Origin of the sequence: Paracoccus hibiscisoli (genome assembly GCF_005048265.1) — a bacterium.
Taxonomy (GTDB): Bacteria; Pseudomonadota; Alphaproteobacteria; order Rhodobacterales; family Rhodobacteraceae; genus Paracoccus; species Paracoccus hibiscisoli.
The window spans coordinates 164,837-180,470 of the sequence record NZ_SUNH01000006.1 but is presented as its reverse complement, the minus strand read 5'-3'; the positions used below and the strand labels follow the sequence as shown (position 1 = coordinate 180,470).

Annotated in this window: 17 protein-coding genes; 11 read left to right on the top strand and 6 right to left on the bottom strand. The window is 69.3% G+C overall.

The window, feature by feature from the left end:
* Positions 1–108 precede the first annotated feature (108 nt).
* Positions 109–915, bottom strand: coding sequence for a helix-turn-helix transcriptional regulator (locus tag FA740_RS04960; RefSeq protein ID WP_136855663.1), 807 nt, complete (start codon positions 913–915; stop codon positions 109–111).
* A gap of 207 nt (positions 916–1,122) precedes the next feature.
* On the opposite strand from FA740_RS04960, the gene FA740_RS04955 reads away from it, so the two are divergent.
* Positions 1,123–1,710 (top strand): (d)CMP kinase, encoded by a 588-nt coding sequence (locus FA740_RS04955; RefSeq protein ID WP_136855662.1) that lies wholly within the window; start codon positions 1,123–1,125, stop codon positions 1,708–1,710.
* Between the two features lie 17 nt (positions 1,711–1,727).
* Here the strand turns inward: FA740_RS04955 and ade are convergent, their stop codons facing one another.
* The 3 genes from ade to hisB all read right to left on the bottom strand — a co-directional run bounded on the left by ade (position 1,728) and on the right by hisB (position 4,700).
* Positions 1,728–3,422, bottom strand: coding sequence for an adenine deaminase (gene ade / locus FA740_RS04950; RefSeq protein WP_136855661.1), 1,695 nt, complete (start codon positions 3,420–3,422; stop codon positions 1,728–1,730).
* Positions 3,423–3,483: 61 nt separating this feature from the next.
* A complete protein-coding gene (gene hisH / locus FA740_RS04945) occupies positions 3,484–4,113 on the bottom strand; it encodes an imidazole glycerol phosphate synthase subunit HisH (protein ID WP_136855660.1) in 630 nt (209 codons plus the stop codon).
* Positions 4,113–4,700, bottom strand: a complete 588-nt coding sequence (hisB, locus tag FA740_RS04940) for an imidazoleglycerol-phosphate dehydratase HisB (RefSeq protein WP_136855659.1) — start codon at positions 4,698–4,700, stop codon at positions 4,113–4,115. Before hisB ends, hisH begins: the two co-directional genes overlap by 1 nt.
* A 206-nt stretch (positions 4,701–4,906) precedes the next feature.
* Here hisB and FA740_RS04935 point away from each other — a divergent pair, with 206 nt between their 5' ends.
* From FA740_RS04935 to FA740_RS04920, 4 genes are all read left to right on the top strand, one after another.
* Positions 4,907–6,667 carry a BCCT family transporter gene (locus FA740_RS04935; protein ID WP_136855658.1) on the top strand — a complete coding sequence of 587 codons (1,761 nt, stop codon included), beginning with the start codon at positions 4,907–4,909 and terminating at the stop codon, positions 6,665–6,667.
* Positions 6,668–6,763: 96 nt separating this feature from the next.
* Positions 6,764–7,225: a hypothetical protein gene (locus FA740_RS04930; RefSeq protein WP_211243643.1), complete on the top strand. Its 462-nt coding sequence runs from the start codon at positions 6,764–6,766 to the stop codon at positions 7,223–7,225.
* 1 nt (position 7,226) lies between these two features.
* Complete coding sequence (locus tag FA740_RS04925) at positions 7,227–7,589, top strand: cell division protein ZapA (RefSeq protein WP_136855657.1); 363 nt, start codon at positions 7,227–7,229, stop codon at positions 7,587–7,589.
* Between the two features lie 34 nt (positions 7,590–7,623).
* Positions 7,624–7,941, top strand: coding sequence for a hypothetical protein (locus tag FA740_RS04920; RefSeq protein ID WP_136855656.1), 318 nt, complete (start codon positions 7,624–7,626; stop codon positions 7,939–7,941).
* On the opposite strand, the gene FA740_RS04915 is transcribed toward FA740_RS04920, so the two are convergent.
* Positions 7,938–8,720, bottom strand: coding sequence for an alpha/beta fold hydrolase (locus tag FA740_RS04915; protein ID WP_136855655.1), 783 nt, complete (start codon positions 8,718–8,720; stop codon positions 7,938–7,940). The two genes, FA740_RS04920 and FA740_RS04915, sit on opposite strands and share 4 nt — an antisense overlap.
* A gap of 93 nt (positions 8,721–8,813) precedes the next feature.
* Here FA740_RS04915 and FA740_RS04910 point away from each other — a divergent pair, with 93 nt between their 5' ends.
* Positions 8,814–9,173: a hypothetical protein gene (locus FA740_RS04910; protein WP_246053471.1), complete on the top strand. Its 360-nt coding sequence runs from the start codon at positions 8,814–8,816 to the stop codon at positions 9,171–9,173.
* A gap of 100 nt (positions 9,174–9,273) precedes the next feature.
* Positions 9,274–10,476, top strand: a complete 1,203-nt coding sequence (locus FA740_RS04905; RefSeq protein ID WP_136855653.1) for an MFS transporter — start codon at positions 9,274–9,276, stop codon at positions 10,474–10,476.
* On the opposite strand, the gene FA740_RS04900 is transcribed toward FA740_RS04905, so the two are convergent.
* On the bottom strand, positions 10,379–11,155 hold the full coding sequence (locus FA740_RS04900; protein WP_136855652.1) for a DUF599 domain-containing protein: 777 nt from the start codon (positions 11,153–11,155) through the stop codon (positions 10,379–10,381). The genes FA740_RS04905 and FA740_RS04900 overlap by 98 nt on opposite strands.
* A 91-nt stretch (positions 11,156–11,246) precedes the next feature.
* On the opposite strand from FA740_RS04900, the gene FA740_RS04895 reads away from it, so the two are divergent.
* The 4 genes from FA740_RS04895 to FA740_RS04880 all read left to right on the top strand — a co-directional run bounded on the left by FA740_RS04895 (position 11,247) and on the right by FA740_RS04880 (position 15,592).
* Positions 11,247–12,704 carry an FAD-linked oxidase C-terminal domain-containing protein gene (locus FA740_RS04895; protein WP_136855708.1) on the top strand — a complete coding sequence of 486 codons (1,458 nt, stop codon included), beginning with the start codon at positions 11,247–11,249 and terminating at the stop codon, positions 12,702–12,704.
* Positions 12,694–13,731 carry an FAD-binding protein gene (locus FA740_RS04890; protein ID WP_136855651.1) on the top strand — a complete coding sequence of 346 codons (1,038 nt, stop codon included), beginning with the start codon at positions 12,694–12,696 and terminating at the stop codon, positions 13,729–13,731. The genes FA740_RS04895 and FA740_RS04890 overlap by 11 nt, the downstream gene beginning before the upstream one ends.
* On the top strand, positions 13,731–15,026 hold the full coding sequence (glcF, locus tag FA740_RS04885; RefSeq protein ID WP_136855650.1) for a glycolate oxidase subunit GlcF: 1,296 nt from the start codon (positions 13,731–13,733) through the stop codon (positions 15,024–15,026). Before FA740_RS04890 ends, glcF begins: the two co-directional genes overlap by 1 nt.
* 113 nt (positions 15,027–15,139) lie before the next feature.
* Positions 15,140–15,592, top strand: coding sequence for an Hsp20 family protein (locus FA740_RS04880; RefSeq protein WP_136855649.1), 453 nt, complete (start codon positions 15,140–15,142; stop codon positions 15,590–15,592).
* The last annotated feature ends 42 nt before the right edge of the window (positions 15,593–15,634 follow it).

The window sequence follows — 15,634 nt, the reverse complement described above, 5'->3', positions numbered from 1 at the left end:
CGGCATCTTGCGTTTCGCGGCCTTTGGTGGCGGCGCGCGGCCAAGGCAACCCGACCGCGCGCCGCCTGTTCCTGACACTGTCGTGTCACCACTCACGGAACAGCGCGATCAGATGCGGTTTTTCAGCGCAGCGAAACGGTGGAAACCCTTACCTTCGCCATCCTCGCCCCGCGGCAGGGTCGCGCCGGTGACGGGGCCGAACAGCTGATGCGTCACATGGGCCTTGAGCACGGCCTGGGGGGTCGTGTCCACGCCCAGGGCCTCGCGGGCCAGGCGCATGTGCTTTTCCACGGTGGCGGGGGTGATGCCCAGGATCATCGCGGTCTCGGCTACGGTCTTGCCCGACGACCGCCATCCCAGAACCTCGCGCTGGCGGGGCGTCAGGGTCGCCTTGGCCGGGTGGCGGTGCATGGTGGCGATGCGCATGTGCATGACCCAGGACAGGACCCGCACATCGCGTCCCGCCAGGGCCCACCGCTCTCGCAGGTGGTGATCGCCTGCGCCCTGAAAGGGAACCGCCAGCACCGCGCCCACCCCGTTCAGGACCTTGTCGCGCAGGCTGACGATCTGGACCGCGCCCACGCCGTGATCCGCCGCCAGCGCCAGCGACGGCGAATGGACGCCACGGGCCAGCAGATCGCGCGCGGCGATATCGCCGTCATTGTTCAGCACCCATTCGATCCACGGGTCGCGATGCAGGTCGCGCAACTGCTGCGCGTGTTCGATCAGCCGCGGCGGCAGATTGCTGAGCACGACCGGATTTTCCTGCATCACTGATCGCGGCACGCTGAGCATGAAACGTCCCGCATAGAGCGCATGTTCGAACCCCAGATGCGCCATCGCCTGGTGAAAGACGGCGCCGATATCGGGGATGGTTCTGGCGTCCAGCAGACGTTCGATGAAACCTGGCAACATTTATATCACGAACTCAAATCATTGCATAAAGATGCATAGGATGGTGCCCCGCGGTCTTTGCCAAGGGGGAAACTGGAACAGTCCTAACGCCCGGACGCGGCATCGGGTCCGCCTTTGGGCGTCGGCGATGGGCTGGGGCGCTGGACCTTTGGGGCCGTGCCATGCGAAACAGGGCCCGAACCGCCCTTGCCCAAAGTCGCCCCCGCCATGCCCTTCATCATCGCCATCGACGGACCTGCCGCCTCGGGAAAGGGCACGATTGCCCGCGCCCTGGCCGATCGGTTCGGTTTTCACCACCTGGATACGGGCCTGCTGTATCGCGCGACGGGTGCCAAGGGCGGCGACGCCGTGGCCGCGGCGCGCACGCTGACCGCCGCCGACCTGACCCGCGAGGGCTTGCGCAGCGCCGAGGCGGGCCAGGCCGCCAGCCGCATCGCGGCCATCCCCGAGGTTCGCGATGCCCTGGTGGCGTTCCAGCGTCATTTTGCCGCACAGGAACCAGGCGCCGTCCTGGACGGGCGCGACATCGGCACGGTGATCTGCCCCGACGCGCCGGTCAAGCTGTATGTCGTGGCCTCGGACGCGGTCCGCGCCGCCCGACGCGCCGCCGAATTGGGCGCCGATCCCGACGAGATGCTGGCCCAGCTGCGCGAACGCGACCTGCGCGACAGCCAACGCGCCGCGGCCCCGCTGCGCCCCGCCGAAGACGCCGTGGTGCTGGACACCAGCGCGCTGAGCATTGAGGCCGCCGTGGCCGCCGCCATCGCCCATGTGGAGCGGGTGCGCGGCGCCTGAGGTCGTGGGGCCTGATCTCAGGGGGCGATGATCTCGAAGGCGGTGACGTCGACCATGCCGCGATCGGTGATTTTCAGCGCCGGGATGACCGGCAGGGCCAGAAACGCCAGCTGCAGGAACGGCTCCTCCAGTGTCGTGCCCAGGGTGCGGGCGGCTTCTCGCAACGCGATCAGCCGGTCGCGCACGGCCTCGAAGGGGTCCAGGCTCATCAGGCCCGCGACGGGCAGGGGCAGTTCGGCCAGGACCCGGCCGTCCAGGGTCACCACGAATCCGCCCTCGATCTGGGTCAGGCGGTTGGCGGCCAGGGCCATGTCGTCGTAATCGACCCCCACGACCGCGATGTTGTGATGGTCGTGGCACACGGTCGAGGCGATGGCCCCCCGCGCCAGCCCAAACCCCCGCACGAACCCCGTGGCGATGTTGCCGTTCTTGCCGTGACGCTCGATCACCGCGATGCGGGTCAGGTCGCGGGCCGGGTCGGGGCGCTTGTCGCCATCTTGCGGGGCGATGTCGACGGTCAGGTGTTCGGTGATGATCTTGCCTTCCAGGATGCCGATCACCGGGGTCTGGGTCCGGTTGCCGGTGCAGCGGAAATCCTGCGCGGCGACCCGGGGCGCCTTGACCGAGGCGCGCGCCACCGGGGCGATGGCCCCGCGTGCAGCAAAGGCCGCGTCATCCACCACCCGGCCCCCGGCCAGGACCAGCTGCGCGTGGCAGCCCTCCAGGCTGTCGATGGCCACGATATCGGCGCGCAGGCCCGGCGCGATCAACCCGCGATCCTTCAGGCCGAATGCCTCGGCCGCCGACAGCGAGGCGGCGCGATAGGCCGCCAGCGGCGCGGTGCCAAGCGCGATCAGGCGGCGGATCATATAGTCCAGGTGCCCGTGTTCCGCGATATCCAGCGGGTTGCGGTCGTCGGTGCACAGGCACAGATAGGGGCTGGTGGCCTCGGTCAGGATCGGTTGCAGGGCGTCCAGATCCTTGCTGACGGACCCCTCGCGGATCAGCACGCGCATGCCCTTGCGCAGCTTTTCCAGCGCCTCGTCCGCTGTGGTCGCCTCGTGCTCGGTGCGGATGCCGGCGGCGATGTAGGCGTTCAGGTCCCGGCCCGACAGCTGCGGGCAATGCCCGTCGACATGGCCGCCCGCGAACAGGCGCAGCTTGGCCATGGCGCCCGGATCGCGGTGGATGATGCCGGGATAGTTCATGAACTCGGCCAGCCCGATGGCCGAGGGGTGGCCCATGACCTGCGCCAGATCCCCGGCCTCGATCCGCGCGCCCGATGTCTCCATCTCGGTCGACGGCACGCAGGAGGACAGCTGGACCCGCAGGTCCATCAGCAGCTGTTCCGAGGCCTGCTGGAACCAGCGGATGCCGTCCAGGCCGATGACATTGGCGATCTCATGGGGGTCGCAGATGGCGGTGGTGACGCCGCGCGGCGTCACGCAGCGGTCGAATTCATGGGGCGTGACCAGGCTGCTTTCGACATGCAGATGCGTGTCGATGAAGCCCGGAACCAGGACCAGCCCGGCCACGTCGATCACGCGGGCGCCGTCATAATCGCCGATGCCCGCGATCCGGTCGCCGCAAATGGCCACGTCGCCCACCATCATCGTGCCGGTGATCAGGTCGAACACCCGGCCGCCCCGCAGGACGATGTCGGCGGGTTCGTCGCCGCGGGCCATGGCGATGCGGCGTTCCAGATCATCCATCGGCGTCTCCTGTTGCTTGGCGGCACCAAACCCCAAAGGCGGCAGGAAATCCAGAGGCGGCTCAGGGGTTCCAGCGCAGGAAGTTCGCGATCAGACGCAGGCCGACGCCTTGCGATTTCTCGGGGTGGAACTGGGTGCCGATGATGTTGTCGCGCCCGACCACCGCCGTCACCGGGCCGCCGTAGTCGACATGCGCCAGCAGATGCGCGGGGTCGGTCACCTGGAACTGCCAGCTGTGGACGAAATAGGCGTGGTCCCCGGTCGTGATCCCCTCCAGCACGGGGTGGGGGTGGTCGATGACCAGGTCGTTCCAGCCCATATGCGGCACCTTGAGGCCGGGGGCGGCGATGGCCTGGATTTCGCCGCCGATCCAGTCCAGGCCGGGGGTCTGACGGTATTCGTGTCCGGTGGTGGCCAGCATCTGCATGCCGACGCAGATGCCCATGAAGGGCACGCCGCGGGTCAGGACGGCCTGCTGTATGGCCTCGGCCATGCCGTCCACCTCGCCCAGGGCCGTGCGGCAGGCCGGGAACGCCCCGTCTCCGGGCAGCACGATGCGGTCGGCGCGGGCGGCGACCTCGGGGTCGGCGGTCACGATCACCTCGGCGCCCGCATCGCGGCCCATCAGCTGGAACGCCTTTTCGGCCGAATGCAGGTTGCCGCTGTCGTAATCGACCAGCGCGACCCGCATCACAAGGCGCCCTTGGTCGAGGGCAGAACGCCCGCCATGCGCGGGTCGGGTTCCACCGCCTCGCGCAGCGCGCGGGCCACGGATTTGAACGCGGCTTCGGCGATGTGGTGGCTGTTCAGCCCGTGGATGCGGTCCACATGCAGAGTGATGCCGCCATGCGTCGACAGGGCCTGAAAGAATTCGCGCACCAGTTCGGTGTCGAAGGTGCCGATCTTTTCCGACGGGAAATCGACGTTCCACACCAGATAGGGCCGCGCCGACAGATCCAGCGCGCAGCGGACCTGGGTGTCGTCCATCGCCAGCAGAAAGCTGCCATAGCGGCGGATGCCCGTCTTGTCGCCCAGGGCCGCGACCAGGGCCTGGCCGATGGCGATGCCCGTGTCCTCGACCGTGTGGTGGTCGTCGATATGCAGGTCGCCATCCGCGCGGATGGTCATGTCGATCAGCGAATGGCGCGACAGCTGGTCCAGCATGTGATCGAAGAATCCCACGCCGGTCCGGTTGTCATAGACGCCGGTGCCGTCGAGGTTCAGCGTGACCTCGATGCTGGTTTCCGAAGTCTTGCGGGTGATGGTCGCCTGGCGCATGGGGTGTCCTTCCTGTCAGGCGGCCTTATAGGCGCGCGCGACGGGTCCGCCAAGATGGTCCCTGCCGATGCGCCGATCAGGGGGAACAAATCGGCCCCCGGTGGCCTTTCTCACCGGAATGTGAGAAGAGAAAACCTTCCGCGGCGGATCTCCGCCAAGGGTCCCAGGACCTGCCACCCGATCGAGACGCAATTTGAAAGGGACAGATGTCACAGCCACCGAAAGGCCCCGGCACGCCGGGCACCCCCCCAAACCGCGACCGCACGCGCGAACGCGACGCGCTGACCGGCCGCTATCCCCCGCTCAAACCCAAGGCGCCGCCCCCCGTGCCCACGCCGGAACCCGGGGTCGAGCCGCTGCCCGAACCCGAAGGCCCGACCGAGATCATCGAGACCGATTATTCCATCGGTCAGGACAACATCGAAGGCCGCGCGCCCTTTGCCTTTGACGTGCACAACCCGGTCTTTGGCATCTCGGCCGCGGCGGTGGTGATCTTTACGGTCGTCACGCTGCTGTTTCCCAGCCAGCTGGAGCCGTTCTTCGGCGGCGTGCGCGACACGCTGACGGGCAATCTGGATTGGTTCTTCATGCTGGCCGGCAATGTCTTCGTGCTGCTGTGCCTGGCGCTGATCGTGTCGCCGCTTGGCCAGGTCCGCTTGGGCGGTCCCGATGCCACGCCCGATTTCAGCCTGACCGGCTGGTTCGCGATGCTGTTTGCGGCGGGCATGGGGATCGGGCTGATGTTCTATGGCGTCAGCGAACCCCTGGGCCATTTCGAGGCCGCGCTGGCCGGCACCGCGCAGGAGGGCGGCATCCGCACCGATTGGGCGCCCCTGGGCGGCGCGCTGGACGACCCCGAGGCCGCGCGCCGTCTGGGGATGGCCGCGACCATCTTCCACTGGGGCCTGCACCCTTGGGCGATCTATGCGGTCGTGGCGCTGGCCCTGGGCCTCTTCGCCTATAACAAGGGGCTGCCGCTGACGCTGCGCTCGGTGTTCTATCCGATCTTCGGGGAACGCATCTGGGGCTGGCCGGGCCATGTCATCGACATCCTGGCGGTGCTGGCGACCATCTTCGGTCTGGCGACCTCCCTGGGTCTTGGCGCCGAACAGGCGACGGCGGGTCTGTCCTACCTGTTCGGCTTTGCCAATACCGACATGACCAAGGTCATCCTGATCGTGCTGATCACGCTGGTCGCAGGCTGTTCGGTCGTGCTGGGCGTCGAAAAGGGCGTCAAGCGCCTGTCCGAGCTGAACATGATCCTGGCCATCCTGCTTCTGGTCTTCGTGATCCTGGTCGGCCCGACCGTGGTCATCCTGTCCGGGTTCTTCGGCAATCTGGGCGCCTATGTCACCGAGATCGTGCCGCTGTCGAACCCGTTCGGGCGCGATGACGACAACTTCCGCCAAGGCTGGACGGCGTTCTATTGGGCGTGGTGGATCAGCTGGTCGCCCTTCGTGGGCATGTTCATCGCCCGCGTGTCGCGCGGTCGGACCGTGCGCCAGTTCCTGATCGCGGTGCTGATCGTGCCGTCGCTGATCTCGATCCTGTGGATGACCGCACTGGGCGGCACGGCGATCGACATGACGGTGGCGGGCTTCTCGGGCATCCTGGACGCGCCGCTGGAGTTGGAGCTGTTCGAGATGCTGGCCCAGCTGCCGCTGTCGCAGATCACCTCCTTCGTGGGGATCGTGCTGGTCATCGTGTTCTTCATCACCTCCTCGGATTCGGGGTCGCTGGTGATCGACACGATCGCCGCGGGCGGCAAGATCAACGCCCCCGTCCCGCAGCGCATCTTCTGGGTCGCCATCGAGGGGGCGGTCGCGATCGCCCTGCTGCTGGGCGGCGGTCTGGTCGCGCTGCAGGCGATGGCCGTGTCGACGGGCCTGCCCTTTGCCATCGTGCTGCTGGGGGCGTGCTATGCCCTGGTCGTCGGCCTGATGGCCGAACGGCGCGAGCTGCGCTGAGCCTTGCACGCGAACGGGCGGGTTTTCCCGCCCGTTCTTGCCTTGCCGGTCCTGCAATGCGAAAACGCCGTGACAGGCCATCAAAGGACCGCGCCGATGAGCGACATCACCGCCAGCGAACGCCGCCTCAGCGCCGCGCTTGACCGCATGGACCAGCTGCTGGATCTGGGCGTGCGACCCGCCGCCCCGGCGGAGGCCGCAACCGAACCCCCGGTCCCGCATGACGACACGGCCCCGGACGCCAGCGCGCTGGCCGATCTGCAGGCCCGCCTGGACGCCGCAGCCGAGCAGTCCGCCCGCCTGGCCGAGGCCAACGAGGCGCTGATCGCCGCCAATCGCGATCTGCTGGATGCGCAGGCCACGGGTGGCATCGGCCCGGACGAGTCCCGCGCCGCGCTGGAGGCCGAGCTGTCGGCCCTGCGCGCCGCCCGCGCCGCCGAGATGGCGCAAATGAGCGAGATCATGACCGAACTGGAGCGTCTTCTGGCCGAGGAGCCTGCGGCCATCGACCAGCCGCTGCCCGGGCCGGACGCCTCCGACAATCACGAGGACCGCTGACATGGCCGAGGTCGAATTCACCATCGGACACAAGGAATACCGCGTCGGCGCCGCCGATGGCGAAGAACGCCTGCTGCAGCGCGCCGCCCAGATTCTGGACGGCGAGGCCCGCCAGATCCTGGAGCAGGCCGGCCGCGTCCCCGAGCCGCGCCTGCTGCTGCTGGCCGGGCTGATGCTGGCCGACCGCTTTGCCACGCTGGAGGAGCGCGCCGAAAAGGCCGAACGTCAGGTCGCGCGGCTGCAGCAGAACCCGCCCCGCGTCGAGGTGCCCGTCATCCCCGCCGACCTGCGCGAGGCGATGGCCGAACTGGCCGCCCGCGCCGAATCGCTGGCCGACCGGCTGGAGGAGCAGCGCCAGCCTTAACCCGCCGTTAACCCGGTGCGGCCATGATGGTCGGATGATGCGGCCCGTCCTGATTCTGCTTGCCCTGATCGCGACCCTGACGGGGTGCGCCACGCCGTCGCCCGGCTTTCTGGGCACGCCGCGCCAGGATGTGGCGGTCGACGGGATGCGCTTTGCCGTGCATGTCCGCGCCACCGACGCGCAGGTGATCCGGCTGGACTATGTCACGCGGGCAGGTCACGGGGCGGTGGCCGACCGCATGATGCGCGCGGCGCAGCAGGCGTCGGGATGCGTGCCCATTCCCAACAGCCTGCGACCCTTGGGCGGGGCGGGCTCGGCCGTCGCGGTGGTGATGCTGCGTTGTCCAACCTAGTCGCCCTGACCGTCGCCCAGAAACGCTGCCAGCGTCTCTGCCACGGCCTCGGGGGCGTCGGCATGCAGCCAGTGGCCGGCATCCTTCAGCGTTACGATGCGGACCTGCGGGAAATGCGCGCGCAGCGCCGCCTCTCCGGCCTCATCGACGTAATCGGACCGGGCGCCGCGCAGGGCCATGACCTTGCCCGCGAACCGGCCCGCAGGCATGTCGTCGGGCCAGCCCACGATCTGCGGCATGGCGGCCCGCAGGGCGCTCAGGTTCAGCTTCCACGCCGGGGGGCTGGCCTTCAGGTCCAGGTTCTGCAGCAGAAAGGCGCGGATGCCCGCATCGCCCACCTGCGCGGACAGCGCCGTGTCGGCCTGGCTGCGGCGCGTGACAAGGGACAGGTCCAGCGCCTCCATCGCGTCGATATAGCGGGTCTGGTCATGCGCATAGGCCAGCGGCGCGATGTCCATGACGACCAGGCGGCGCACCAGGTCGGGCCGGGTCAGCGCCAGGACCATCGCGGCCTTGCCCCCCATCGAATGGCCCACCAGATCGACCCGTCCGCCAAGATCGCCGATCAGGTCCGCCAGATCATCGGCCAGCGCCGGATAGTCGGCGCGGTCATCCTGCGGGCTGTCGCCGTGATTGCGCAGATCCACCGTGACCACCCGGCGCGTCTGCGCCAGCCTGCGGGCCTGCGCGCCCAGGTTGCGGCCCTGGCCGTACAGGCCGTGAACCAGAAGGATCGGAAGGGCGCCATCCGGCCCCGTAACGGTGTGATTCAGCTTCATCCGCCCAGCTTACGGCGTCTGGCGCGCGGCTGCCATCCCGTCTATCCTGCCGCGATGAAGCGCAGGGGCCACAGTTTCGAAGACATTCCCGTCATGGCGGATGAGATCGCCGTGCTGATCGCCTCGCGCTTTGGCGGGGCGCGGCGCGGAGAGCGTCCGCCGCTGGACCAGATGCTGCGCCGGCGTGGTGCCGCGCTGCCGCCCCGGCTGCGCCGTCGTGCGGCGCGGCTGGCCCGCGCCGACCAGATGGCGGCCCAGCCCCGGGTTGCCCGACAGCTGCCGGTGGAGGCGCTGGCCCGCGATCACGCCGCCCTGGCCGCCCATCTGCGCCCGTTGGGCGAGATCACGCGCTGGCAGGGCCGGGCGGTCAGTTTCGCGGCCTCGGTGGCCTTCGGGCTGATGGTGGTGGGCGCGCTGGCGGTCTGGATCGCGCTGCAACGCGGACTGCTGTGACGCCTTGCACGTGATGCAAGGCTGACCTGTCCGCGCGGGGCTTGCCAATCGGCGCCCAAGCTGGTGTGAGGGCTAACATCCCGTGCCCAGGAACGCCCTCATGACCTCCTCCCCCGACTATCGCGCCGCCATCCTGGCGCTGGCGCTTGGTGCCTTTGCGATCGGCACGTCCGAATTCGCGGCCATGGGGTTGCTGCCCTATTTCGCCGCCGACCTGATGCTTAGCGAACCGCAGGCGGGCCATGTCATCAGCGCCTATGCCTTGGGCGTCGTGGTCGGCGCGCCGATCACTGCCATGCTGGGCGCGCGGCTGCCGCGGCGGCGCTATCTGGCGGCGCTGATGGCCTTCTATGGCGTGGTGAACCTGGCGGCGGCGGTCATGCCGGGGCTGGCCACGCTGACGGGCATGCGGTTCCTGGCGGGCCTGCCGCATGGCGGGTTCCTGGGGGTCGCGATGCTGTATGCCGCCGACGCGCTGCCCGTGGGGCAACGGGCGCGGGGGGCGGCGCGGGTGCTGCTGGGGCTGACGGTGGCGAATATCTTCGGCGTGCCGCTGGCGGGCTGGATGGGTCAGGCGATCGGCTGGCGGTGGGGCTTTGCGCTGCCCGGCGTGATCGCGCTGGTCTCGGCCTGGTTGATCCTGCGCGTGGCGCCCCGCGTGGGCGGCAACCCCGACGCCCGCCCCTGGGACGAGCTGGCCGCGCTGCGCAATCCGCGCGTGCTGTGGGTGCTGGCCGTGGGGGCCATCGGGTTCGGCGGGCTGTTCGCGGTCTATGCCTTTCTGACGGCCGCGATCCTGGCCACGACCCAGGCACCGGGATACGTCATTCCGCTGACGCTGGCGGCCTTTGGCGTGGGTGGCACCCTGGGCACCTGGGGCGCGGGCCGCCTGACCGAGATCCTGGGCATCGACCGCGCCGCCTATGTCAGCCTGGCGGCGATGGCAGCGACCCAGGGCTTTGCCGCGCTGGTCGTGGGCAGCTGGCCGTTGATGGTGGTGTCGTCCTTCCTGATCGCGGCGGGGGCGGGGCTGGTCATTCCGCTGCAGACGCGGCTGATGGACGTGGCGGGGTCGGCGCAGAACATGGCGGCGGCGATGAACCATGCGGCCTTCAACGCGGCCAATGCCCTGGGGCCGTTCCTGGCCGGGCTGGCGCTGGCGGCGGGTTGGGGCTGGCGCGCGCCGGGGCTGGTCGGTGTGGCGCTTACGGCTGCGGGGGCCGTGGTTCTGACGATCGCGATCCGGCAGGACCGGAAAGCACGGCGTCGGACAGAACGGGCGGCGGCAGCGACCGCAGGATGACCTGCCGCGAGGTCGAGGCGAATTCCCGCCGCCACGTCACCCACAGCACGATTGCAGTGCCGACCATCAGCGTCCAGGCGCCGGTCAGCCAGCACAGCGCCGCCAGCGCGAAATAGACGCTGCGCAGCCCCGCGTTGAAGCTGCGCGCGGCGGTGATGTTCAGATCCGCCGCCTGCATGGCGCGGTTCATCGCCTCGGGGTGGTCGGCCCGGTTGGGGACGGCCGCCATCATCACCGCGCAATAGCCGAACAGCCGGTGGGCCCACACGAATTTCAGGAACGCATTCACCACGAAGAACATCGGCACCAGCAGGCGCAGCTCCCACCCGGTATCGGCGGGGCTCAGCTCCAGCCCGCTGGTCAGGTTGCGCAGGCGTTCCGCATTGCCGATCAGCGCCAGCAGGCCGCCCGTGGCGATCATGCAGGCGCTGGCGAAGAAGGCCGTGCCCTCGCGCAGGCTGGCCAGGATGTTGCCGTCGAAGATGCGTGGGTCGCGGTCGACGAAATGGCGCATCCATTCGCGCCGATAGCGCGTCATCAGCACCGACACCGACGGCCTGCCCGCGGGCGGGCGCTCCGTGAACCAGCCGATGCCCAGCCAGGCCGTGAACAGGAACCCCACAGCGATCATGTCGCGCAGGGCGGGCGGGTTCAGGGCGATCTGTTCCAACAGGGTCATGGCACGACACTAGGCCCGGATCGCGCCGCTTGAAAGCCCCTGCCGCCCGGCCTATCGTCGATGCTCAAGGCAGGGAGGAGAACCGGCCATGATGCAGATGCCCCCACCAGATGCAGGCGTGATGTCGCGCAGGCAGGCCATCACCGACGCGCTGCGCCAGGCGCTGCCCGGCGCTGTGATCGACGATCCGGCGGAAACGCGGGCCTATGAATGCGATGCGCTGTCGGCCTATCGCTGCGCGCCGCTGGCCGTGGTGCTGCCCCGCACCACCGACGAGGTGTCGCGCCTGCTGCGCCTGTGCCACGACCTGCGCGTGCCGGTCGTGCCGCGCGGTGCGGGCACCAGCCTTGCGGGCGGGTCCATGCCCACGGCGGATGCGGTCGTCATCGGTCTGTCGCGCATGACCGACGTGCTGGAGATCGCGCCCGGGGACCGGCTGATCCGCGTTCAGGCGGGGCGCACGAACCTGTCGGTCTCGGGCGCGGTGGACGGGCTGGGGTTCTTTTACGCGCCCGACCCGTCCAGCCAGTTGGCCTGCGCCATCGGCGGCAATATCGCGATGAATTCGGGCGGCGCGCATTGCCTGAAATACGGGGTCACCACCAACAACCTTCTGGGCGTCACGGTGGTGCTGATGGACGGATCGGTCGTGGAACTGGGCGGCCCGATGGGTGAGGGGCCCGGCCTGGACCTGCTGGGCGTCGTCTGCGGCTCGGAGGGTCAGCTGGGCATCGTGACCGAGGCGACGCTGCGCATCCTGCCCAAGCCGGCGGGCGCGCGCCCCGCGCTGATCGGGTTCGACGCGGCCGAGACGGCGGGCGCTTGCGTCGCGGCCATCATCCGCGCGGGCATCATCCCCGTCGCGATCGAGTTCATGGACGCCCCCTGCATCAAGGCGACCGAGGCGTTCTCCGGCGCCGGATACCCCGATTGCGAGGCTCTGCTGATCGTCGAGGTCGAGGGCACCCCGCCCGAGATCGACGAACAACTGACCCTGATCCGCGACATCGCCACGACCTTCGACCCGGTCGAGTTCCGCGAGAGCCGCTCGGACGACGAATCCGCCCGCATCTGGAAAGGCCGGAAATCGGCCTTCGGCGCGATGGGCAGCATGGGCGACTACATCTGCCTGGACGGCACGATCCCGGTGACGGCCCTGCCCACGGTGCTTTCGGGCATCGGCGATCTGTCGCGGCAATACGGGCTGGCCGTGTCGAACGTGTTCCATGCGGGCGACGGCAACATGCACCCGCTGATCATCTATGACGCCAACACGCCGGGCGATCTGGACCGGGCCGAGGCACTTGGCGCCGACATCCTGCGCCTTTGCGTCAAGGTCGGCGGCTGCCTGACCGGCGAACATGGCGTCGGCATCGAGAAACGCGACCTGATGAGCGAACAGTTCGACCCCGCCGACCTCGAGGCGCAGATGCTGGTCAAGGACGCGTTCGATCCGCATTGGCTGCTGAACGCGGCCAAGGTGTTCCCGCTGAATGTCAGCGCCCCGCGCCGCGAGCGTCGCCTGAACCGGCCCGCCGATGCGGCCTGAGACCGAGGCGCAGCTGGCGCAGATCCTCCGCGACGCAAGCGGCCCGCTGACCGTGACCGGCGGCGCCACGCGCCTCTGGCCCGAGGAAGGGCAGGGCGCGCGGCTGGACATGACCGCCCTGACCGGCGTGACGCTCTATGAACCCGAGGCGCTGACCCTGGTCGTCCGCGCAGGCACCCCGCTGGAGGAGGTCCGCCAGACCCTCGCCGCCGAGGGCCAGATGCTGGGGTTCGAACCCACCGGCGCGCCCGGCTCTACCATCGGCGGCGTGGCCGCGACCAATGCCAGCGGCCCGCGCCGGGTGCAGGCGGGGGCGGCGCGCGACGCGATGCTGGGCGTGCGATTTGTGGACGGGCAGGGGCAGGTCGTGCGCAATGGCGGGCGGGTGATGAAGAACGTCACCGGCTATGACCTGGTCAAGCTGCTGGCGGGCAGCCGCGGCACCCTGGGCGCGCTGACCGAGATCAGCTTTCGCACCGCCCCCCTGCCGCCCGTGACCGCGACGCTGGCCCTGCCGGACCTGGACCCGGCGGCGGCGATCCCGGCGCTGTCCGCGGCGCTTGGCGGGCCCTTCGACGTCTCTGGCGCGGCCTGGCTGCCCGGCCACGGCGCGCTGATCCGGCTGGAGGGGCTGGCGGCCTCGGTCAAGGCCCGCGCCGCCGCGCTGACCGCGCGCCTGTCGGCCTTTGGCGCGGTGCGCGACGGCGATCCGCAGACTTGGCTTCTTCTTCACTCAAATATCCACGATCCCGACCTCGATACCTGGCGCATCACCTGCCGGCCAAGCGAGGCGCCCGCCTTGCTGACCCATCTGCCCGAACCGCAATCGCTGGACTGGGGCGGCGCGTTGATCCATGTCCGCCTGCCGCGCGGGCAGATGCCCGATCTGCCGACCTTTTCGGGCCATGCCCGCCGCATCTTGGGCGCACCCGCGATTCTGCCCGCCCCCCACGCCCTGACCGCACGGCTGGAGCGTGACCTGCGGGCGCGCTTTGACCCGCGCGGCCTGTTTGGAAACCCCGCCTGATGCAGACCCATTTCTCGCCCGAACAGCTGTCCGACCCGCTGACCGCGCGGTCCAACAAGATCCTGCGGACCTGCGTGCATTGCGGGTTCTGCACCGCAACCTGCCCGACCTATCAGGTGCTGGGGGACGAGTTGGACAGCCCCCGCGGCCGCATCTACCTGATCAAGGAGATGCTGGAATCCGGCCGCCCGGCGGATGAGAAAACCGTCAAGCATATCGACCGCTGCCTGGGCTGCCTGTCCTGCATGACGACCTGCCCGTCGGGCGTCCATTACGGCCACCTGCTGGAACATGCCCGCGAGCATATCGAGGAGACCTATCGCCGTCCCTTCATGGACCGCTTCCTGCGATGGGTGCTGAAGTTCGTGCTGCCGCATCCGGGGCGGTTCCGGCTGGCCCTGAGGGGCGCGCGGATCGCCCGGCCTTTGGCGCGGCTGATGCCGGACCGCCGCCTGCGCGCGATGCTGGACATGGCGCCGAAATCCATGCCCCCGGTCAGCCGCAACGATGACGGCCAGACCTTTCCGGCCCAGGGCACCCGCCGCGCGCGGGTCGCGCTGATGATCGGTTGCGCGCAGCGGGCGCTGAACACCGACATCAACGACGCCACCATCCGCCTGCTGCAGCGGGCGGGGGTCGAGGTGGTGATCCCGCAGGACTTTGGCTGCTGCGGCGCGCTGACCCTGCATATGGGGCAGGAGGCCGACGGCAAGGCCCGCGCCCGCGACAGCATCCGTCGCCTGTTGGCCGCGGAAAAGGACGGGCCGCTGGACGCGGTGATCATCAACACCTCGGGCTGCGGGACGACGATCAAGGATTACGGCCACCTGTTCAAGGGCGACCCGATGGAGGCCGAGGCCCGCCGCGTTGCGGCTCTTGCCCGCGACGTGACCGAGTTTCTGATTGGGCTGGGCCTGCCCGACCGGGTGGGCGAGGGGGGCCGCGGGATGCGCGTGGCGTATCATTCGGCCTGTTCGCTGCAGCACGGCCAGCAGATCAAGTCGGCGCCGAAGGACCTGCTGTCGGACCTGGGTTTCACCGTGCTGGAGCCTGCGAACCCGCATCTGTGCTGCGGATCGGCGGGCACCTACAACCTGCTGCAACCCGAGCTGTCGTCGGAGCTGAAGGCGCGCAAGGTCGAGACGCTGGAGGCGGTGTCGCCCGAGGTCATCGCGGCGGGCAATATCGGCTGCATGATGCAGATCGGTGGCGGCACGCAGGTGCCGGTGGTGCATACGGTCGAGCTGCTGGACTGGGCCACGGGTGGGCCGAAACCGGCGGCCTTGGGGCCTTGAAACGCGGTTCGGGCAATCTAGATTCAGGAAACCGGCGGCCATGATGGCGTCGGTTTCCTGCCCGCCCGGTTTCGGGGGGCGACCCTGGCATCGCTTTGAACAGGATGTGACACATGCGCAACTTTGATCTGACCCCGCTGTACCGGGCCTCTGTCGGTTTCGACCGTCTGGCTGACGTCATGGACCGCGCCATGACTGCCGATGTGGCCAGCACCACCTATCCCCCGTATAACATCGAGAAGACCGGCGAGGATGCCTATCGCATCTCGATCGCTGTGGCCGGGTTTGCCGCCGACGACCTGAATGTCGAGGTCCGCGACGGCGCCGTGATCGTCTCGGCGCTCAAGGCGGACGAGGATGAGGGCCGGACCTTCCTGCATCGCGGCATCGCGACCCGCGCGTTCGAGCGCAAGTTCACGCTGGCCGACCACGTCCGCGTCGAGGGCGCCAGCCATGTCGACGGGATGCTGCATATCGACCTGGTGCGCGAGATCCCCGAGGCGCTGAAGCCGCGCCGGATCGAGATCGCCAAGACGCCGGCGCGTGTCGGCAAGCTGGACGCCTGATTGCGTCCCGCGACGGCCGGGGGGCCAGCCCCCCGGACCCCC